Below are 18492 nucleotides of genomic sequence, written 5' to 3' on the forward strand. Positions count from 1 at the left end.
GTGCCGCCAACGGGGCCCTTCTTCATTGACGCCCGTCAAGCCTGCGCACCCGTCGCTCGCGAACAATTCATTCAAACCACCGGCGTATCGGCAGCGCCCTCCTCGCCTGCCCGTCCGCCCGCAGCCCATGACTCCCGAAACCATCAAAGTCGCCTGTTCCAACTGCAACCTGCGCGAGCTGTGCATGCCGATCGGCCTGCAGCCCGCCGACCTCCAGCGCATCGACGAGATCGTCGCCACGCGCCGCAAGGTCAAGCGGCGCGAGACGCTTTTCCACAACGGCGAGCGCTTCACCTCGCTCTACGCCATCCGCACCGGCGTCTTCAAGACCCGCGTGACCTCGGAGGACGGCCGCGACCAGGTCACCGGCTTCCAGATGGCCGGCGAGATCATCGGCCTGGACGGCATCGTGAACGACCACCACACCTGCGACGCCGTCGCGCTGGAGGACGCCGAAGTCTGCGTGATGCCTTTCGACCGCATCGAGGAACTCTCGCGCGAGGTGACGGCCCTGCAGCGGCACGTGCACCAGATCATGAGCCGCGAGATCGTGCGCGAGCACGGCGTGATGCTGCTGCTGGGCAGCATGCGGGCCGAGGAGCGGCTGGCGGCCTTCCTGCTGAACCTGGTGCAGCGCCTGCACGCGCGCGGCTTCTCGCAGTCGGAGCTGGTGCTGCGCATGACGCGCGAAGAGATCGGCAGCTACCTCGGTCTCAAGCTCGAGACGGTGAGCCGCACGCTGTCGAAGTTCGTCGAGGATGGCATCGTCGCGGTGCAGCAGCGCCACGTGCGCATCGTCGATGCCGACAAGCTGCGCCGGCTGGTCAACGCTCCGGCGTGTTGACCTCGCGCCGCGACATCGCGAGCAGCGCGGTGAGCGCGCTCGAGCCCATCGCCAATACCCAGAAGACGAAGAAGCTCGCGGTGTAGAGCCCCTGGCGCGACAGCGGCAGCGGCTCGCCGCGCCAGTGCACGTCGCTCGGGTCGACCATGGCGAACACGAGCATCTCGACCACGCAGGCCAGCAGGAACGACGGCCAGAGAATCCAGGCCAGGCGGCGAATGCGGCGTTTCATCGCGGCGGTCTCAGCGCTTGGGCAACGGCACGTCGTCGCTCGGTGTGGCGGCATGGTTGCGGCCGGTCTGCGCGGGCAGCAGCTTCTTGTCGGCCAGCGTCTTGTTGATCTCGAGGCCCTGGCGGTAGTAGTCCGCCGACACCACCGGGTCGGGCGTGCGGATGGCCAGCCACAGCGTGACGAAGCCGGCCACCACGACGATCGCCGGGCCGGCGATCACCATCCACACGTACGGAAACTTCCACCAGGGTTCGGCGGTGCGGCCGGTGCCGCTGGACGGCTTCGATGCAAGGGCATTCATGGGTTGTCTCCTGACAGATCAGCGTGGAACGAGAAAGATAGCCTTCTCCGACACATGGGCGCCGCCTTCGGCCGCCCGCACGTCGAAGTACACGGGGTGCGAGCCCGCAGGCGCGGCGCCATAGGGCAGCTGCAGGCGCACCGCGACCCAGCGCGATTCGGCGGGCAGCACCTCGATCGAGTCCCCGGCAGCGATGGCGAGGCCCTCGAGACCGCGTGCCGTGATCTGGTAGCGCTGCGGCCGCTCGGTCGCGTTCATGATCTGCAGGCGGTACACGTTCTCCAGCATGCCGCCCTCGACGATGCGGGCGAGCGAAGCGCGGTCGCGCACCACGTCGACCTTCAGCGGCGTGCGCACGACCAGGCTCGCGAGCAGGCCGATGCACAGCGCCGCCAGCACACCCGTGTAGACGAGCACGCGCGGGCGGAACACGCGCGCCGCCACCTGGCGCGCCGACCAGCGCGCGGCCAGGCCGTTCTGCGTGGCGTAGCGGATCAGGCCGCGCGGGTAGTCCATCTTGTCCATCACGGTATTGCAGGCGTCCACGCACAGGCCGCAGCCGATGCATTCGTACTGCAGGCCGTCGCGGATGTCGATGCCGGTCGGGCACACCTGCACGCACAGCGTGCAGTCGATGCAGTCGCCCAGCCCGTTGCGCTCGTGCTGCTTGCCGCGGGCGCCGCGCGGCTCGCCGCGGACCGTGTCGTAGCTGACGATGAGCGTGTCGCGGTCGAACATCGCGCTCTGGAAGCGCGCGTACGGGCACATGTACTTGCAGACCTGCTCGCGCATGAAGCCCGCGTTGCCGTAAGTGGCGAAGCCGTAGAAGATGGCCCAGAACACCTCCCACGAGCCCATCTGCGTCTGCAGGAAAGCCATGCCGAGTTCACGGATGGGCGTGAAGTAGCCGACGAAAGTGAAACCGGTCCACATCGCGATGCACAGCCACACCACGTGCTTGAAGGTCTTCTTGACGCCCTTCTCCATCGACAGCGTGCCCTTGTCCAGCCGCATGCGCGCGCTGCGCGCACCCTCGATCTTCTCCTCGACCCACATGAAGATCTCGGTGTAGACGGTCTGCGGGCAGGCGTAGCCGCACCACAGGCGGCCCGCCACGGCGGTGAAGAGAAAGAGCGACAGGGCCGAGACGACCAGCAGCCCCGTGAGGTAGATCAGGTCCTGCGGGTAGAGCACCAGCCCGAAGATGTAGAAGCGCCGCGCGGCCAGGTCGAACAGCACCATCTGGCGTTGACCCCAGTCGAGCCACGGCAGGCCGTAGAAGACGATCTGCGTGATGAACACCATGGCCCAGCGCCAGCGCGCGAACACGCCCTGGATGCTGCGCGCATAGATCTTCTTGTGCGACTCGTAGAGGCCGACGCTTTCACCCTCTGCCGGGGCGATGGGAATCACCTTGCGCGGCGCAGCGGATGCCGGTGCGGGCGCCGGTGGGGGTCGTGGGGATGCGGACATGCGTGCGGACGATGGACGGCCGCGCTCAGCGCGAAGCCGACTGCGGGTTGTTCGACAGGCCCCAGACGTAGGACGCCAGCACATGGATCTGCGCCTCGGTCAGACGGCCCTGCTGCGCCGGCATCTGGTTGGTCTTGCCGGTGTTGATCATCGAGATGATCGCGTCCTGCCCGTAGCCGTGCAGCCAGATGCGGTCCGACAGGTTGGGCGCGCCCAGGGCCTGGTTGCCGCCGCCGGTCGTGCCGTGGCAGGCCGCGCAGGCGGCGAACTTGGCCTTCCCCAGCCCGGCGCGCACCGAGTCGTGCGGGCTGCCCGACAGGCTCAGCACGTAGTTGGCGACGTTCTTCACGTCGTCCGGCGTGCCCACGGCCGCGGCCATCGGCGGCATCACGCCGATGCGCCCGAGCGTGATGGATTCCTGGATCTTGGCGGGGTCGCCACCGTGCAACCAGTCGCCGTCGCTCAGGTTGGGAAAGCCCTTGCTGCCCCGCGCATCCGAGCCGTGGCACTGCGCGCAATTGTTCAGGAACAGGCGCTCGCCGATCGCCATGGCCTGCGGGTCGCGCGCCATCTGGTCCGTCGGCATCGCGGCGAACTTCGCGTACACCGGCGCCAGTTCGGCGTTGGCCTTGGCGATCTCCTTGTCGTATTCGCCGACGGTGCTCCAGCCCAGCTGGCCCCGCATGCTGCCCAGGCCCGGGTAGGCCACGAGGTAGCCCAGCCCGAACACGATGGTCAGCACGAACAGGCCCACCCACCAGCGCGGCAAGGGGTTGTTCATCTCGCGCAGGTCCTCGTCCCAGACGTGGCCGGTGGTGTTGTCGCCGCCCGCCGGGGCGCGCGCACGGTTGGTGATCCACAACAGGAATGCGCAGGCCGCGATGCTGGCCAGTGAGATGACGGTGACGTAGTGCGACCAGAAGCCGCTGATGAAATCGCTCATGATGTTCGCTTCAGTCTTGTTCGAAGGGCAACTGCGCGGCTTCGTCGAAACCCCGGCGGTTGCGGCCGGCATAGGCCCACAGGAGGATGCCGATGAAGGTGACGAAGGAAACCAGCGTGGCCGCGATGCGCAGCGTGGTGATGTCGATGTCCATGGTTCGCTCCTTCGGTTACTTGAGCGCGAGGCCCAGCGACTGCAGGTACGCCACGAGGGCGTCCATCTCGGTCTTGCCGGCCACGGCCTCCTTGGCACCGGCGATCTGCTCGTCGGTGTAGGGCACACCGACGCGCCGCAGCGCCGTCATGTGGGTGCCGATGCTGGCCGCGTCGGCCGGTGCAGCGGCGAGCCAGGTGTAGGCCGGCATGTTCGACTCGGGCACCAGGTCGCGCGGGTTGTTCAGGTGGATGCGGTGCCACTCGTCGCTGTACTTGCCGCCCACGCGGTGCAGGTCGGGGCCAGTGCGCTTGCTGCCCCACTGGAAGGGGTGGTCGTAGACGAACTCGCCCGCCACCGAGTAGTGGCCGTAGCGCAGCGTCTCCGCACGGAAGGGGCGGATCATCTGCGAGTGGCAGTTGTAGCAACCCTCGCGGGTGTAGATGTCGCGGCCGACGAGCTGCAGCGGCTCGAGCGGCTTCACGCCGGTCACGGCCTCGGTGGTCGACTTCTGGAAGAACAGCGGGACGATCTCCACCAGGCCGCCGACGGCGATCACCAGCAGGATCAGCACGATCATCAGGAAGTTGTTGGTCTCGATCTTCTCGTGGGAGAAGCCGGTCTTGGGTGCGTTGGAACTCATGGTGTTGTTCTCTTCAGGCGTGGACCAGTGCGGGAATCGGTGCGCGCACCGAGCGGCCGGCGACCACCGTCATGGCGACGTTCCAGGCCATGACCAGCATGCCGCCCAGGTACAGCAGGCCGCCAAGCAGGCGCACCACGTAGTACGGATAGGTGGCCTTCACCCCTTCGACGAAGGTGTAGGTGAGCGTGCCGTCGGGGTTGACGGCGCGCCACATCAGGCCCTGCATCACACCGGCGATCCACATCGCGGCGATGTAGAGCACGATGCCGATGGTCGCCATCCAGAAGTGCACCTCGATCGCCTTGACGCTGTGCATCTCGGTGCGGCCCCACAGGCGCGGGATCAGGTAGTAGAGCGAGCCCATCGTGATGAAGCCGACCCAGCCGAGAGCGCCGGAATGGACATGGCCGATGGTCCAGTCGGTGTAGTGCGACAGTGCGTTCACCGTCTTGATGGACATCATCGGACCCTCGAAGGTCGACATGCCGTAGAAGGACAGTGCGACGATCAGGAAACGGATGATCGGGTCGGTGCGCAGCTTGTGCCAGGCACCCGACAGCGTCATCACGCCGTTGATCATGCCGCCCCAGCTGGGCGCCAGCAGGATCAGCGAGAACACCATGCCGATGGACTGCGTCCAGTCGGGCAGCGCGGTGTAGTGAAGGTGGTGGGGGCCGGCCCACATGTACGTGAAGATCAGCGCCCAGAAGTGGACGATGGAGAGCCGGTACGAATACACCGGCCGGCCAGCCTGCTTGGGAATGTAGTAGTACATCATTCCCAGGAAGCCCGCGGTGAGGAAGAAGCCCACCGCGTTGTGGCCGTACCACCACTGCACCATGGCGTCCTGCACGCCGGCGTAGGCCGAATAGCTCTTCATCCAGCCGGCGGGAATGGCCGCGCTGTTGACGATGTGCAGCAGCGCCACGGCGATGATGAAGGCGCCGTAGAACCAGTTCGCCACGTAGATGTGGCGCACCTTGCGCACGGCCAGCGTGCCGAAGAACACAACCGCATAGGCCACCCACACCACGGCGATCAGGATGTCGATCGGCCATTCGAGTTCGGCGTATTCCTTGCCGCTGGTGTAGCCCATCGGCAGGCTGATGGCCGCGGCCACGATGACCAGTTGCCAGCCCCAGAACACGAAGGACGCCAGCGCCGGCGCGAAAAGCCGGACCTGGCAGGTGCGCTGCACCACATGGAAGCTGGTCGCCATCAGAGCGCAGCCGCCGAAGGCGAAGATCACCGCGTTGGTGTGCAGCGGGCGCAGCCGCCCGTAGCTGAGCCACGAGATGCCGAGGTTGAGCTCGGGCCAGGCGAGCTGCGACGCGATGATCACGCCGACCAGCATGCCGACCACGCCCCAGACCACGGACATGATGGCGAACTGACGGACAGCGGTGTCGCTGTAGACCGCCGCGGGAGGGTTGGGAACTTGCATCGTCGGGCCTTTTCTATGAGACCCGGTCAGTGTCTTGGTGAGACACGTCCTACGGATTGATACAGATCAATCGCCCTGAAGAATGCGCTCGCCTTCGCGTTCGACGTCGTCGAATTGCCCACGGTCCACGGCCCACCACAGGCCGCCGAGGATCAGCAGCACGAGCACGACCGAGAACGGGATGAGCAGGAAGAGGATGTCCATCAGGCGCCCTGCTCTCGCGCTTGCATGGCCGGCATCGCGTGCCGCGCCATCGGCCGCGCGAGCCGCGCGGCGTTGAGCACCACCACCAGCGAACTGCCCGCCATGCCCAGCCCGGCGAGCCACGCGGGCAGCCAGCCGGCCAGCGCGAGCGGCACGCACAGCGCGTTGTAGCCGGCGGCCCATGCGAGGTTCTGCCGCACGATGCGCAGCGTGCGCCGCGCCTGCGCGATCGCCTCGGGGATGGCCGAGAGCGCATCGCCCAGCACGATGAAGTCGGCGCGCGCCTGCGCCAGCGGCACCGCCTTGCCGAAGGCGAAGGACGCGTGCGCCTGCGCCAGCACGGGGCCGTCGTTGAGGCCGTCGCCCACCATCGCGACCTTGCATCCGGCCGCCTGCAGTGACCGCATGGCCATCAGCTTGTCTTCGGGCGTGCAGCCGCCGCGTGCGTCGCGGATGCCGGCCTGCTGCGCGACCTCGCGTGCCGCCGCGTCGCGGTCGCCCGAGAGCAGCTGCACGCCGATGCCCTGCGCCTGCAACGCGTCGACCGCGGCGGCAGCGTCCTCGCGCAGGTCTTCGGCCAGCACGAAGCTCGCGACCCAGCCGGCCTCGTCGGCCAGATGGACCTGCGTGGCGTCGCACGCCAGGGCCGGCACGCGGCAGAAGTCCGCCGCGCCCAGGCGCAGGCGGCGCGGCGCGGCGCCTGCGAGGTGCTGGCGCCGCTGAAGCACCCCTTCGAGGCCCTGCCCCGCCTGTTCGCTGACCTGCGTGGCAACCCAGTCCGGCGGCACCCGATGCTGCATCTGCCACGCGTTGACCAGCGCCCGCGCCGCTGGGTGCAGCGACTGCGCACCCAGCGCGGCGGCCAGCTCGACCGCGTCGCCCGGCATGACGCCGCGCCGGCTGTACACCCGGTCGAGCCGCGGCGTGTCGCGCGTGAGCGTGCCGGTCTTGTCGAAGACCACGGTGTCGATCGAGGCCAGCGCCTCGAGCGCCTGCAGGTCGTGCACCACCACGCCACCGCGCGCCAGCGAGCCGGCGCTGGCCAGCATCGCGGCGGGCGTGGCCAGCGAGAGCGCGCAGGGACACGTGACGATCAGCACCGCGACCGCCACCATCAGCGCATGTCCCGGGCCGGCCTGCCACCACAAGGCGCCGGCCAGAGCGGCTGCACCCAGCACGCCGATCAGGAAGGGCCGTGCCACGCGGTCGGCCAGTTGCGCCAGGCGCGGCTTGCCGAGCGATGCGCTTTCCATCAGCGCCACGATCTCCGCGAAACGCGTGCCGCCGCCGACGGCGTCGATGCGCACCTGCACGGCCGCGGCGAGATTGTGACTGCCGGCCAGCACGCGCGCGCCGCAGGGGCGCGGCACCGGGCGCGACTCGCCGGTGAGCAATGCTTCGTCCGCGCTGGTGTCGCCGAGCACGATCACGCCGTCGGCCGGGAAGGCTTCGCCCGGCAGCACGCGCACGGTGTCGCCTGCCTGCAGACGCCGCACGGCCACGCGCACGAAGCTGCCGTCGGGCGCCAGCCGTTCGACGCTGTCGGGCAGCCGGTTCATCAGCGCCTCGAGCGCGCCGGCCGTGCGGTCGCGCAGCCGCGTCTCCAGCCAGCGGCCGGTCAGCAGGAAGAACACGAACATCGTGAGCGAGTCGAAGTAGACCTCGGCGCCGAGCGGCCCGGTGGGGTCGAAGGTGGCGGCGGTGCTGACGGCGAAGGTGATGGCCATGCCGAGCGCGACCGGCAGGTCCATGCCGACGCGGCGTTGCCGCAGGTCGCGCCACGCACTGCGAAAGAACGGGCCGCAGCAGAAGAAGACCACCGGCAGCGTGAGCACCCAGGAGGCCCAGCGCAGCAGCTGCGCGGCGTCGGCCGACATGTCGCCGGGCTGCGCGATGTACGCGGGGTACGCATACATCATCACCTGCATCATGCAGAAGCCGGCGACCAGCCAGCGCCACAGCGCCAGGCGCGCCACCCGGGCCCGCTGCGCACGGGCCTGCAGGTCGCCGGCCGGCACCAGCGGGTAGCCGGCCGCGGCGGAGGCGGCGAACCAGCGCGAGGGCTGCACCTCGGCCGACGACCACACGATGCGCGCGCGCCGCGTCGCCGCATTGACCTCGGCGCGCAGCACGCCGGGCACCTGCGCCAGCGCGGCCTCGACGGTGAAGGCGCAGGCCGCGCAGTGCATGCCCTCCACCACCACCTGCGACGACCAGCGACCGCCCGCAGCATCACCGTCGATCGGCTGGCCGAAGGCCGCCCACTCGGCCGGGTCGTCGAGCGCGGCGGACGAGGCCGGCACCGCGGTTCCAGCGGCGTCCGGCATGGCGAGGCCTGGCGCGGCGAACGGAAGGGCAGCTTGCATGCCGCAAGGCTAGCGGCGGGTAGCGCGAAATCGCTTGATCTGGATCAAGCCGCGCGCCAGGGCGCCGCCTAGGCTCGAGCCATACCCAACACGGAGAAACCTCATGTTCCAGCGCATCCTGATCGCCACCGACGGCTCCACCCTCTCGCGCAAGGCCGTGGCCACCGGCATCGCATTGGCCGCCCAGCATGGCGCCGACCTGGTGGCGATGACGGTGGTGCCGCGCTACCCGAAGGCCTACTTCGACGGCGCCATGGTGTTCGCGCCGGACGACATCGCCCGCATCGAGAAGCAATGGGCGGCGGCCGCCGAGGAAACGCTCGCCACCGTCGCCACGCGAGCCAAGAGCAGCGGTGTGAAGGTCAAGACCGTCACGGTCAGTTCCGACCTGGTCGCCGAGTCGATCGTCGCCGCCGCGAAGAAGCACAAGTGCGACCTGATCGTCATGGCCTCGCACGGCCGCAAGGGCATCAAGCGCCTGCTGCTGGGCAGCGAGACGCAGCATGTGCTGACGCATTCGACACTGCCGGTTCTGGTGCTACGCTGAACCTGCGGCGGCACAAGACCGCAGCCGTTCCGGGGGCTTCGTTGGAAGCCCCGCGGCGCTGTGGTCACATGCACGCCGTGCGGCCATGAGGCCGCCCCGTCTTCACGAAAAAGGAAAGAAAGCACCATGAAAATTCTCGTCGCCGTCGATGGCAGCGCCTTCACGCAGAAAGCCCTCGCCTATCTCACCGCCAACCGCAGCATGTTCGGCCAGGGCAGCGACCTCGTGCTGGTCAACGTGAGCACCGGTTTGCCGGCCAATGTCACGCGCCACGTCACCAAGGACATCGTCGAGGGCTACTACGCCGACGAGGCCGCCAAGGTGATGGACCCGGTCAAGAAGTACCTCGACGCGCAGGGCGTCACGGGCTACGCGGTCCAGTTGCGCCACGGCTACGCACCGGAGGAGATCGTCGCCGCGGCCAAGGAGGTCGGCGCCGGCCTGATCGTGATGGGCACGCACGGACACGGCATGTTCGGCCGCGCGCTGATGGGCTCGGTCGCCACCAAGGTGATCGCCGAGAGCCCGGTGTCTGTGCTGCTGGTCAAGTAGCCCCCGCAGCCCAGGCCGTGCACCGGCCGCGCACCGGCCGGGCTGCGAACTGGCTACGAACTGGCTTTTGCGCCCTGCATCACGAAGGCCTCGGCCTCCGAGTAGGAGTGAAGAATCAGGTCCACCGACGCCCTGACCAGTTCTTCCGGCGCCCCCGATTCGTCCAGCGGCAGGCGCACCGTCGCCATCGCGGCTTGCGGCAGCGCGGCACGCATGTCGGCGGCCGCGGCCCGCCACGCCTCGATCGCGTCCTGCCGCGGGTACGCGAGGAACACCGTGCCGATCAGGATCGACTTGTCGGCCGCCGCCGGATCCCGGGGGTCGGCCATCGACACGCTGCGCGCATCCACGTCGTCCTGGCGCAGCGCGCGCACCAGCAGCTCCGTCAGGAGCTCGTCGCGCTCGGAACCGAAGCCCACGCACAGCACGATCGACTGCGAGGGCACGTCGAGCCGCCCCTGCCACGGCCCCAGGCGCGACTCTCGGATCTGGCGCAGATAGCTGCCGAGGCTGGCATCGGCGAGCGACACGGTCGAGCGCCGCCGCCCCGGCCGCTTGCCGAGCCGCGCCGTCGCCAGACTCTCGGCAAGGCCCACCACGGTGGTGTCGATGCGCACGCGCTGCCGCTCGTCGATGCGCCCGAGCTGGAAGTCGGCGCCCGCCATGGCCAGGCCCGGAAGCATCACCTGGTCGCAATACTTGGCGAAGGTGCCGCGCCGCAGATAGCGCTGCGCGTCCTGGATGATCGCCGCCGTGTTGTTCGACAGCGCGCGCTGGTAGAAGCGCTGGCCCGCCGTCAGGCCCGGGGCATCGGTCAGCAGGATGGACAGCGGCTCCAGCGCGCGCACGTAGCGGCCGACCACCACGATGATCAGTGTCAGCGGCGTTGACAGCAGCAGGCCGACCGGCCCCCACATCGCGCCCCAGAACAGCGCCGACACGATCACCGCGAGCGGCGCCAGCCCGGTGCTGTGCCCGTAGACCTGCGGCTCCACCACATGGGCGACCAGCAACTCCAGCACGACGAACAGGCTCAGGCTGGACAGCACCAGCGACCAGCCCGGGTCCACCGCGGCGCTGAAGACGGCGATCAGCGCCGCGGCACCGAGCACCCCGACGTAGGGGATGAAGCGCAGCAGCGCGCCGATCGACCCCCACAGCGCCGCGTGCGGGATGCCGATCGCCCACAGCCCGACGCCGACGACCGCCCCGAAGGTCAGGTTCACGGCGAACTGCGACATGAAGTAGCGCGAAACGCCCTGCGCCGTGTCGCTCAGCGCCTGCACCGTGGGACCGAGCTCGGCCACGCCGATCACCCGGATGAAGCGGTCGCTGAGCGACTCGTGCTCCAGCAGGATGAACACCAGAAGAATGAAGACGATGCCGGCCTCGCCGATGGGGCCCCACAGCGACGACAGCAGCTTCGACACCAGGTCGCCGGCCGACGGCGGAGTCTGGCGGATCTGCACCGGCAAGGGCTCGGTGCTCGCCACCGGCGCGCTGGACCGCGCGGCCGATCGCGCACGCGTGGAGGGGGCCGGTGTCGGCGTGGGCGTGGCCTGCGGCACCGCCCCCCTGATTTCCGCCTCGAGCCGCTCGAAAGGCCGGACCACGACCTCCCGGACCGATTCGACCTTCGAGGTGATGGCGGCCCGGTACTGCGGCAGCCCCGCCCCCACGGCGACGAGCTGGATCGCCAGCACCGCGCTCATCCAGACCACGCACGCGGCGACCAGCAGCACCGACACCAGCGTCGCGGCCGTGCGGCCCATGCCGGTGCGCGTGAGCTTGCGCGCGAGCGGCGCGATGACCAGGCTCAGCACGGCGGCGATCGCGATCGGCCGCAGCACGTCCTGCCCGAAATGCAGCAGCAGCAACAGGCAGGTGACCGGAACCACCGTACCGATGCCCAGACGTTCACGCGAAGACAACTTGTCCATGTCGAGCCCTTGCGGTCGCGCTGAATCGGGAGCGAACGCTGAAGTTGGAAGACGGCCGAAGAGCCGGGGGCAATGGTACGTGTTGGCGTGCGGGCGGGTTCGTCCGCTGCTTGCTGGAAAGGGCGGGCTGCGGGACGACGGGGAATCCGCGGCTATGCGACCGTGGGCACGGTTGGCGGGTCGATGCCGTCAGACGGCCTCGAGTCCACGCATGTTCTTGAGGGACGGCTGTCGGCTTTGGGGCGTACCGGCTGTACATGATTCTCGAAAGCGGACGTCCCGGTCAGCCGAGCGCTGATGAGCCGTTGAAGGCAGGGGTTCGTTTCATCACCTCAACAAGAAAGTCCATCACGGCACGCACCGGTCCGGCGCTCTTCAGGTCGCGATGGACCACCAGCCAGATGTCTCTGCCAAACGATGGCTCGTCATCGGCAACACGCAGCAATGTCTCGTCTGCATCGCCCAGGAAGCAGGGAAGCCCGCCCACGCCTGCGCCCGCACGGACTGCCGCGTGGTGGCCGTTGATGTCGCCGAGTTCGCAGGCAATGAGGCGCTTGCCCGCCACGCTGCGAAGCCATTTTTGCTGTGGCATGTCTTCGAAGCGCGCGTCGTAGGCGATGAACTCCCAGCGCTCTGGGTGCGAGAGCGTCTCGTAGCTGCGACTCGCGTACAGAGCGAAGGCCATGGTTCCCAACTTCCGCACGACGCTGCCCGGTTCCGTGGGCCGCACCAGTCGAACGGCGATGTCCGCCTCGCGCCGACTCAGAGACACCTGCTGCGCTTGGCCGGAGACGGACAGCTGGATGGCAGGAAACCGTTGGCGGAACTCGGCCAGGTGCTGCGCCAGGAAGCTCGCCGCCAAGACCGGTGGCACGCTCAGTGATACCTTGCCGGCCAGTGGTGACTGGCTGGCGCGGACGGCTCGCTCGATGGCGAACGCATCGTCTTCCAAGGCCCGCGCCAACGTGAACACATGCGACCCCACATCCGTCAGGCGGCAAGCCCGCGGCAGTCGCTCCACGAGACGCACCTGCAAATCGCGTTCCAAAGAGGTCAGTCGGCGACTGATGGTCGCATGGTCGACCTTCAACTCGCGGGCCGCACCCGACAGCGTGCCCACGCGGCCGACGGCGATGAAATGCCTCAAGTCTTCCCAATCGAACATCTGTGCATTTTCTCCAGGATGGGTTGCATTTTTTGGGAATTTACGCACAGCGATGCCCTGCCTAGCATTCGACCCTCTCAATCTCATGGGGTGCCGTTCGATGGCTACTGTTCCTCTAAATCGCCGTCAGCGCGGGACCTTGGTTGCCGCGGGCCTGGGCTTCGTCGTGGTGCTGCTCGATGTCAGTGTCGTCAACGTCGCGCTCGAGACGTTGCGCGTCAATTTCGGCACCGATGTCGCCGGGCTGCAGTGGGTCGTCAATGCCTACACATTGGTCTTTGCGGCGCTGCTCTTGACCTGCGGCGCGCTGGGTGACCGGATGGGCGCAAAACGAGTCTTTGTGGCGGGCTTCGGCGTTTTCACGGTGGCCTCCCTCGCATGCGGTCTCGCGGCGAGCCTGACGTTGCTGGTGGTCGCGCGCATCGTCCAGGGTATGGGCGCGGCGCTCCTGGTTCCCAGTTCCCTGCTGCTGCTTCAGCAGGCATTTCCGAATCCTGCGCAACGCAGCCGCGCGGTCGGTTGGTGGGGAGCGGCTGGAGGTATCGCGCTGGCAGCCGGCCCGGTCCTGGGCGGCCTGCTCATTGCGCATGTGGGATGGCGCGGCATCTTCCTCATCAATTTGCCGATTGGCGTGCTCGGGTTGGCACTGACCCTGCGCTATGCGCCCACCGCAGTCGCAAAGGCAGGCCGTGGACTCGACCTGCCGGGTCAACTCGCAGCCATCCTTGCGCTCGCTTCGCTGACCGCCGCGTTGACGGAAGCCAGTCGGCTGGGATGGTTGCATCCCTTGGTCTGCGGCGGAATGGCCCTGTCGCTCATCAGCGCAACCGCGTTCTACCGGCTGGAGCAGCACAGCCAGGCGCCGATGCTTCCGCTGTCGTTGTTCCGCAGTGCGACCTTCTCGACAGCGACTGCGGTGGGTCTGGTGGTGAACTTTGCGTACTACGGGCTGGTGTTCGTCTTCAGCCTGTTCTTCCAGGCGGTCCAGCAGCTCACGCCGCAACAGACCGGCTTGGCTTTCCTGCCGATGACGGCCATCCTGATGGTCATGAACATCGTCGCCGGACGATTGGTCACGCGCGTGGGTACGCGCGCCTTGATGGTCGCCGGACTGGCGCTCGCGTCGTTGGGCTATCTGCTGCTGCTTCAAGTCGACGCAGACCGCTCCTATCTGACGCTGGTATTGCCGATGCTGCTTGCAGCCAGTGGTATCGCATTGGTCGTTCCGACCATGACCAACGCGACATTGTCATCCGTCGATGCAGCGTATGCAGGCATCGCTTCCGGCGTCCTGAATTCGGCCCGACAGATTGGAGGCATGCTGGGCGTGGCTGTGTGTGGGTTCTTCGTGCGAGACACAGAACCAAGCCTCTTTCTGCACGGCATGCATGTGTCGATTGCCCTGGCGGTCGCTCTCTTGTCCGCCGGAGGCATCCTGAGCTATCTTGGCTTGAAAGAGAGTGCACATTCGTCCAGGGCGGCGAAGCGTGGGTGAACCCGAAAACTCACCGTCCCCGGCCGCCGGTCGGTCGCTCAACTCCTCGATGATGTCCGGTTCTGCCCGACTTCGGCGCCGACGCTCAGACGCTTACCGTGCATCGAAACCCTCGCGAGGCGTAGTAGGACTCAGCGCCGTTGTGATACAAAGACCTTGCCGTACCGTCTGTCGCAGAACAGCGCGCCGCCCCGTTTTCTGATGTCGAGCGGTGTCGCCACCCAACTGGACGTCTTCAGGTCGAACTCCCCGAACTGCTGAAGGTCGCGGTATTGCGCCTCGGTCAGCAGCGACACGCCCATGGCGGCAGCCAGGTCGATGGCGCTGTTCTGCGGCTTGTTCTGTTTCCGGGAGCGCAAGGCTTCTGCGTCATAGCAAAGGCTCCTGCGCCCCAGCGGACTTTCCGGGGCGCAATCGACGAAGAGGTAGGCGCCGCCCTCGTCCGCTGCGCCAACGACATCGGGTTCGCCCCCCGTCGTCTCCATCTCGGCAAGCGACTTGAGCTTCTCGGGCTGCGCTGCAAGCGGGCATGAACGTCGGTCCAATCAACGCCTGGGTGCCGGTGCTGGTGCTGCCTGAAGCGCAGCTTCCATGTCTCGATGAGGGCTTCGCATCGTTCTGCTTTCATGTCGCCTGCTCCTGTTCCTTCGCGCCGGATGCGCTGGCGCATTCTGCTGAGGACCGCTGCCGGTCAGGCATGCACCGCATTCGCAGAAGTCCCTGCACGGCTCCCCTGTGGTGCGCCGATCAACGGTTGCGGTCGCCGTCGCGCACGGATTCGATCGTGCCGTTGTAGATGCGAACGATCCCGAAGAACGCGCCTTGTCCCCGGTCGTAGGTCCATTCCTCCATGGGGACGCACTGGTTCGCAAGAATCGCAGCAGGACCACCCCCACGATAGGGGGTCACCACCCAGCCCAGCTGCAGCATCGGCACGCAGACGCTCTGGCGATAGATCGGCTCGCCGCACTTCTGAAGCAACAACACAGGCGAGTCACCCTCGCCGACGAGCCATCCGTTGCAGCTCATGGATTGAGAGGCTTCAACGGATGTGACAAGGAAGGCCATGGACGCCGCTGCGAGCCAGGAGGCCCAGCGGTAAGGACTCGATAGCGTAGGCCGGATAGGAGAGCTTTTCATGAGTGGCCGTCGAAGGGATGGGCTGCCGCCGTCACTGTACTGCAAGGCCCCGCCGTCGATCGACGCGCCCGGCACGGTTCCCGCGCACACCGAAGGCGCCACGATCGCCCGCGCGCCACATGGTGACCGGCCGAGCGCGGCCTCAGGCGCTGACGAAAGGCCGCGACCGCATCCACTTGGTCGCGACCCATTTCTCGCCGCACAGCACGGCCTGGCTCGCATGCAGCGACGCGTGGTCGAGTTCGCCCTGCCCGTTGCAGTACTCGAAGTACACCGCATGGCCGCGTCGCGGCGACACCGTCCAGCCGACCACCGGAAACGCGGTCTCGCCGCCTTCGGGCACATCGTTGAGGTAGGTGACCAGCGTGCTGACACGCTGGCCGCTGCGCGCGATGGATGCGCGGTTGGCGTCGTTCGAGGGCACCAGGAAATCGAAGTGCGGCGCACTGCCCGCACCTTCCGGGTAGTGCAGCACCTGCAGCCCTTCGCCGTGCGCGACCGGCAGGTTCATGAGTGCCGCCATGCGCCGGTCCAATCGTTCGACCAGCGGGTTCTCCAGGGGCCGGAAGAACATGCCGAAGCTCGCGCGCAGGCCGCTCACGGTGTCGCGTCCGGTGGACGGGTCGACGATGGTCGACGGCTTCAGCCGGGGGCGGGCCAAGGCGATGAGTTCCTCGCACTCGTTCGCGTCGATCACGTTGTCGAGGACGGTCATCCTGAGTGGCTCGGCGCGGGCGACGACACGCCCGACAGCGCCGGCCGCAGGCGCCGGCAGATCGACCCCATCGACCGGCGGCGCCTTGCCCTCGCGAAGCGCGCGGACGAAGGCCGCGACGATCGCCCGCGCCGCATCGCCCGCCATGCCCTGCGCCTGCATGGCATCGACCAGGGCGTCCGGCGCATGGCCGTCGGTCAGGTGGCCCCGGACCCAGTCACCGAGCGCGGGTGCGAAGCGCACGACCTGCGGCGCGGCGTGATGCGCGCTGCCGGTCATATGCCCTCGAGGTCGGCGGGCACCCAGCCGTCCTTCGTCCGCCGGAAGCTCTCCTCCAATTGCGCGGTGCCCGCGCCACGCACGACGCCGGCGACGACCGGGAAGACGCGCTGCACTTCGGCGTCGGCGGTCCAGGGCGCCGGGTCGATCGTGTAGGTGTAGCTGACGACGGCGCGCTGCGGGCCGCCTTCGCCGGGCGGGCCGAGCTTCCAGCCGACGACGCGGTCCAGGCTCAGGTGCCCGGCGCAGAAGTCGCCCTGCCCGGCCGCCGCGCCGCTGCCGCCCGCGCGAGTCAGGTAGTACTTGAGGCCGGCGTCGGTCAACGCGAAGCGGCGCACCTTCATGTGGTGCAGCGTGCCCTCGTCGTCGACATCGACCTCGGCGACGGACGAGCTCACGAGGCCGAGGCGCTCCAGCACCGGCATCTGCCGCGCGTTGCGCCCGCCGACGTCAATCTCGTGCTGGGTGACATCGATCGGCCAGCGGCTCTTGCCCAGGCACAGGTCGCCGTGCTGCGCGAGATAGCTTCGGACCGCGGTGCCGAAGACGGCGTCGCTCGGTGCGTCGGCACTGCTGCAGGCGCCCAGGGCCAGCACGCAGAGCGCGGCGGATGACAGGATGCGGGGAATGGTCATTGGATGCATGGGCCGGAAGTGGGTGCGTCGGCGGGCGGCTGGTAGCCGTCCGTCAGGGTGTTGAGGAAGCAGGCCAGGTCGGCGATGTCCTGCTCGGACATCGGCGGCTTGCTGTGCACGGGGCGGCCGTCCTGCGGCATCTGCGTGTCGATGTTGCCGACGAAGCCGGGCGGCAGGTCGTCGAACTTCTGCACCGTGCCACCGACGTACTGCGTGGTGATCAGGCCGTAGGTCGGGAAGTCCGCATCGGGCTTCGCCTTGGGCGTGCCGCCGACGGTCGGGTACCAGATCTCGGGCATCGTGTCGCGCGTGTTGTAGAAGCGGATCACCTGCTCCAGCGAGTGCATCGCGCCGTTGTGGAAGAAGCTCTTGCGCGTGGCCACGTTGCGCAGCGTCGGCGCCTTGAACATGCCGCAGAAGGTGTTGCCGGCGACCGGCGGGTGGTCGGTCCGCGCCGGGCCGCACAGCCCGAGGTCGAAGTACGCCGGGTCGTCGGTGGCGGCGATCTTCCGGTTGCGCGGCACGCCGATCGCTTCGTAGGAAAAGTCGGTGAACAACGCCGAGGTGCCGTTCAGTCCCGCGCCCTGGTAGTGGCACGACGCGCAGTTGCCCACGTCCGGGTTCGCGAAGACCTTGAGGCCGCGCGTTTCGGCGGGCGTGAGGTTGCCACCGATCTTGTTGCCGGCGTACAGGTCGAACTTGCTGCTGTACGGATGGAAGTCACGGTCTTCGAGCTGGTAGGCCTGCAGCGCCTTCAACCCGTTGGCGAAGGCCGTGTCGTCGTTCGCGAAGGCGTCCTTGCCGAAGGCCTGGCGGAACAGGTCCGCATAGCTGCCGTCGCGCAGCCGGGCCACGACGCTGGCGATGCTCGCGTTGGCCATCTCGTTGGCAGCCAGCAGCGGGATGCGGGCCTGGTCGGCCAGCGTCGGCGCGCGCCCGTCCCAGGTGAAGCCGCCACCGGGGCCGGGCACGCTGATGCCGTCGGGGTTGTCGAGCAGGTCGGCATAGGCCGGCGTGGCGTCCTTGTAGCGCAGCGAGGGCGCGGCGCGCGTGCCGGGTGCCTGGAGGTCGGGGCCGCCGAGCTGGACCGACAGATCATTGGGTGGCCCATAGGCCGACTTCGCGTCGTGGCAGCTCGCGCACGACATCTTTCCGGAGCCGGACAGCGTGACGTCGACGAACATCTTCTGACCGACCTGCGCGGCGGGGCTGAGTGGGCTGGTGGCGGTGGATGCGGCCGCCGTCGTTGGCGTGACGGGCGTGACGGGCGTGGCGGCCGCCGCAGCGGGTGCGGCGCCGCTGTCGCCGCCGCCGCCGCCGCAACCGATGAGCGCAGCCGATGCGGCCAGCGCGAGGGTGATGAAGAGCTTGTTCATGGTGAAAGACCGACCGGCCCACCCGCGTTGCGGCGGGCCGGT

20 protein-coding genes are annotated in these 18492 nt (G+C 68.2%); 4 read left to right on the plus strand and 16 right to left on the minus strand.

Going from position 1 to position 18492, the window contains the following annotated elements:
• The first annotated feature begins 127 nt into the window (after positions 1–127).
• Entirely contained in the window at positions 128–844 is a 717-nt protein-coding gene (fnr, locus tag N8A90_RS09085; RefSeq protein WP_262074482.1) for a fumarate/nitrate reduction transcriptional regulator Fnr, read from the plus strand.
• On the opposite strand, the gene N8A90_RS09090 is transcribed toward fnr, so the two are convergent.
• The 9 genes from N8A90_RS09090 to N8A90_RS09130 all read right to left on the minus strand — a co-directional run bounded on the left by N8A90_RS09090 (position 825) and on the right by N8A90_RS09130 (position 8606).
• On the minus strand, positions 825–1076 hold the full coding sequence (locus N8A90_RS09090; RefSeq protein WP_262074484.1) for a hypothetical protein: 252 nt from the start codon (positions 1074–1076) through the stop codon (positions 825–827). The genes fnr and N8A90_RS09090 overlap by 20 nt on opposite strands.
• Positions 1077–1086: 10 nt before the next feature.
• On the minus strand, positions 1087–1377 hold the full coding sequence (locus N8A90_RS09095) for a FixH family protein (RefSeq protein WP_262074486.1): 291 nt from the start codon (positions 1375–1377) through the stop codon (positions 1087–1089).
• Between the two features lie 18 nt (positions 1378–1395).
• Entirely contained in the window at positions 1396–2850 is a 1455-nt protein-coding gene (gene ccoG / locus N8A90_RS09100; RefSeq protein WP_262074487.1) for a cytochrome c oxidase accessory protein CcoG, read from the minus strand.
• Positions 2851–2875: 25 nt separating this feature from the next.
• Positions 2876–3793, minus strand: a complete 918-nt coding sequence (ccoP, locus tag N8A90_RS09105) for a cytochrome-c oxidase, cbb3-type subunit III (RefSeq protein ID WP_262074489.1) — start codon at positions 3791–3793, stop codon at positions 2876–2878.
• Between the two features lie 10 nt (positions 3794–3803).
• Entirely contained in the window at positions 3804–3941 is a 138-nt protein-coding gene (locus N8A90_RS09110) for a cbb3-type cytochrome oxidase subunit 3 (RefSeq protein WP_262074837.1), read from the minus strand.
• A gap of 21 nt (positions 3942–3962) precedes the next feature.
• Positions 3963–4589, minus strand: a complete 627-nt coding sequence (gene ccoO / locus N8A90_RS09115; protein ID WP_262074490.1) for a cytochrome-c oxidase, cbb3-type subunit II — start codon at positions 4587–4589, stop codon at positions 3963–3965.
• A 13-nt stretch (positions 4590–4602) separates the two neighbouring features.
• Positions 4603–6036: a cytochrome-c oxidase, cbb3-type subunit I gene (gene ccoN, locus N8A90_RS09120; protein WP_262074491.1), complete on the minus strand. Its 1434-nt coding sequence runs from the start codon at positions 6034–6036 to the stop codon at positions 4603–4605.
• 66 nt (positions 6037–6102) lie between these two features.
• The gene (gene ccoS / locus N8A90_RS09125) at positions 6103–6240 is read right to left on the minus strand and encodes a cbb3-type cytochrome oxidase assembly protein CcoS (protein ID WP_262074493.1); all 138 of its coding nucleotides are present in this window, start codon (positions 6238–6240) and stop codon (positions 6103–6105) included.
• Positions 6240–8606, minus strand: coding sequence for a heavy metal translocating P-type ATPase (locus N8A90_RS09130; RefSeq protein ID WP_410087657.1), 2367 nt, complete (start codon positions 8604–8606; stop codon positions 6240–6242). The genes ccoS and N8A90_RS09130 overlap by 1 nt, the downstream gene beginning before the upstream one ends.
• A gap of 103 nt (positions 8607–8709) precedes the next feature.
• On the opposite strand from N8A90_RS09130, the gene N8A90_RS09135 reads away from it, so the two are divergent.
• Complete coding sequence (locus N8A90_RS09135; RefSeq protein WP_262074494.1) at positions 8710–9153, plus strand: universal stress protein; 444 nt, start codon at positions 8710–8712, stop codon at positions 9151–9153.
• A 126-nt stretch (positions 9154–9279) separates the two neighbouring features.
• The gene (locus N8A90_RS09140) at positions 9280–9705 is read left to right on the plus strand and encodes a universal stress protein (RefSeq protein WP_262074495.1); all 426 of its coding nucleotides are present in this window, start codon (positions 9280–9282) and stop codon (positions 9703–9705) included.
• A gap of 53 nt (positions 9706–9758) precedes the next feature.
• Here the strand turns inward: N8A90_RS09140 and N8A90_RS09145 are convergent, their stop codons facing one another.
• Positions 9759–11645, minus strand: a complete 1887-nt coding sequence (locus tag N8A90_RS09145; protein WP_262074496.1) for an AI-2E family transporter — start codon at positions 11643–11645, stop codon at positions 9759–9761.
• Between the two features lie 283 nt (positions 11646–11928).
• Positions 11929–12810, minus strand: a complete 882-nt coding sequence (locus N8A90_RS09150) for a LysR family transcriptional regulator (protein ID WP_262074497.1) — start codon at positions 12808–12810, stop codon at positions 11929–11931.
• A 100-nt stretch (positions 12811–12910) separates the two neighbouring features.
• Between N8A90_RS09150 and N8A90_RS09155 the strand changes: the two genes are divergently transcribed.
• Complete coding sequence (locus tag N8A90_RS09155; protein WP_262074499.1) at positions 12911–14305, plus strand: MFS transporter; 1395 nt, start codon at positions 12911–12913, stop codon at positions 14303–14305.
• Between the two features lie 131 nt (positions 14306–14436).
• Here the strand turns inward: N8A90_RS09155 and N8A90_RS09165 are convergent, their stop codons facing one another.
• From N8A90_RS09165 to N8A90_RS09185, 5 genes are all read right to left on the minus strand, one after another.
• A complete protein-coding gene (locus tag N8A90_RS09165) occupies positions 14437–14850 on the minus strand; it encodes a DUF4256 domain-containing protein (RefSeq protein ID WP_262074500.1) in 414 nt (137 codons plus the stop codon).
• Between the two features lie 202 nt (positions 14851–15052).
• Positions 15053–15373 carry a DUF2845 domain-containing protein gene (locus tag N8A90_RS09170; protein ID WP_262074502.1) on the minus strand — a complete coding sequence of 107 codons (321 nt, stop codon included), beginning with the start codon at positions 15371–15373 and terminating at the stop codon, positions 15053–15055.
• A gap of 214 nt (positions 15374–15587) precedes the next feature.
• On the minus strand, positions 15588–16439 hold the full coding sequence (locus tag N8A90_RS09175) for a 2OG-Fe(II) oxygenase (protein ID WP_262074504.1): 852 nt from the start codon (positions 16437–16439) through the stop codon (positions 15588–15590).
• Positions 16436–17074, minus strand: coding sequence for a hypothetical protein (locus tag N8A90_RS09180; protein ID WP_262074506.1), 639 nt, complete (start codon positions 17072–17074; stop codon positions 16436–16438). The genes N8A90_RS09175 and N8A90_RS09180 overlap by 4 nt, the downstream gene beginning before the upstream one ends.
• Positions 17071–18450 carry a cytochrome-c peroxidase gene (locus N8A90_RS09185; protein ID WP_262074508.1) on the minus strand — a complete coding sequence of 460 codons (1380 nt, stop codon included), beginning with the start codon at positions 18448–18450 and terminating at the stop codon, positions 17071–17073. Before N8A90_RS09185 ends, N8A90_RS09180 begins: the two co-directional genes overlap by 4 nt.
• Positions 18451–18492: the final 42 nt, after the last annotated feature.

Origin of the sequence: Variovorax sp. N23 (assembly GCF_025486315.1) — a bacterium.
Classification (GTDB): domain Bacteria; phylum Pseudomonadota; class Gammaproteobacteria; order Burkholderiales; family Burkholderiaceae_C; genus Variovorax.

Coding starts and splice junctions, on each gene's coding strand:
- ccoG (WP_262074487.1), bottom strand. CDS start 2,850: ATGTCCGCATCCCCACGACCCCCACCGGCGCCCGCACCGGCATCCGCT.
- N8A90_RS09135 (WP_262074494.1), top strand. CDS start 8,710: ATGTTCCAGCGCATCCTGATCGCCACCGACGGCTCCACCCTCTCGCGC.
- N8A90_RS09170 (WP_262074502.1), bottom strand. CDS start 15,373: ATGGCCTTCCTTGTCACATCCGTTGAAGCCTCTCAATCCATGAGCTGC.
- ccoN (WP_262074491.1), bottom strand. CDS start 6,036: ATGCAAGTTCCCAACCCTCCCGCGGCGGTCTACAGCGACACCGCTGTC.
- N8A90_RS09175 (WP_262074504.1), bottom strand. CDS start 16,439: ATGACCGGCAGCGCGCATCACGCCGCGCCGCAGGTCGTGCGCTTCGCA.
- N8A90_RS09180 (WP_262074506.1), bottom strand. CDS start 17,074: ATGACCATTCCCCGCATCCTGTCATCCGCCGCGCTCTGCGTGCTGGCC.
- fnr (WP_262074482.1), top strand. CDS start 128: ATGACTCCCGAAACCATCAAAGTCGCCTGTTCCAACTGCAACCTGCGC.
- N8A90_RS09185 (WP_262074508.1), bottom strand. CDS start 18,450: ATGAACAAGCTCTTCATCACCCTCGCGCTGGCCGCATCGGCTGCGCTC.
- ccoP (WP_262074489.1), bottom strand. CDS start 3,793: ATGAGCGATTTCATCAGCGGCTTCTGGTCGCACTACGTCACCGTCATC.
- ccoS (WP_262074493.1), bottom strand. CDS start 6,240: ATGGACATCCTCTTCCTGCTCATCCCGTTCTCGGTCGTGCTCGTGCTG.
- N8A90_RS09140 (WP_262074495.1), top strand. CDS start 9,280: ATGAAAATTCTCGTCGCCGTCGATGGCAGCGCCTTCACGCAGAAAGCC.
- N8A90_RS09145 (WP_262074496.1), bottom strand. CDS start 11,645: ATGGACAAGTTGTCTTCGCGTGAACGTCTGGGCATCGGTACGGTGGTT.
- N8A90_RS09150 (WP_262074497.1), bottom strand. CDS start 12,810: ATGTTCGATTGGGAAGACTTGAGGCATTTCATCGCCGTCGGCCGCGTG.
- N8A90_RS09095 (WP_262074486.1), bottom strand. CDS start 1,377: ATGAATGCCCTTGCATCGAAGCCGTCCAGCGGCACCGGCCGCACCGCC.
- N8A90_RS09090 (WP_262074484.1), bottom strand. CDS start 1,076: ATGAAACGCCGCATTCGCCGCCTGGCCTGGATTCTCTGGCCGTCGTTC.
- N8A90_RS09130 (WP_410087657.1), bottom strand. CDS start 8,606: ATGCAAGCTGCCCTTCCGTTCGCCGCGCCAGGCCTCGCCATGCCGGAC.
- N8A90_RS09155 (WP_262074499.1), top strand. CDS start 12,911: ATGGCTACTGTTCCTCTAAATCGCCGTCAGCGCGGGACCTTGGTTGCC.
- ccoO (WP_262074490.1), bottom strand. CDS start 4,589: ATGAGTTCCAACGCACCCAAGACCGGCTTCTCCCACGAGAAGATCGAG.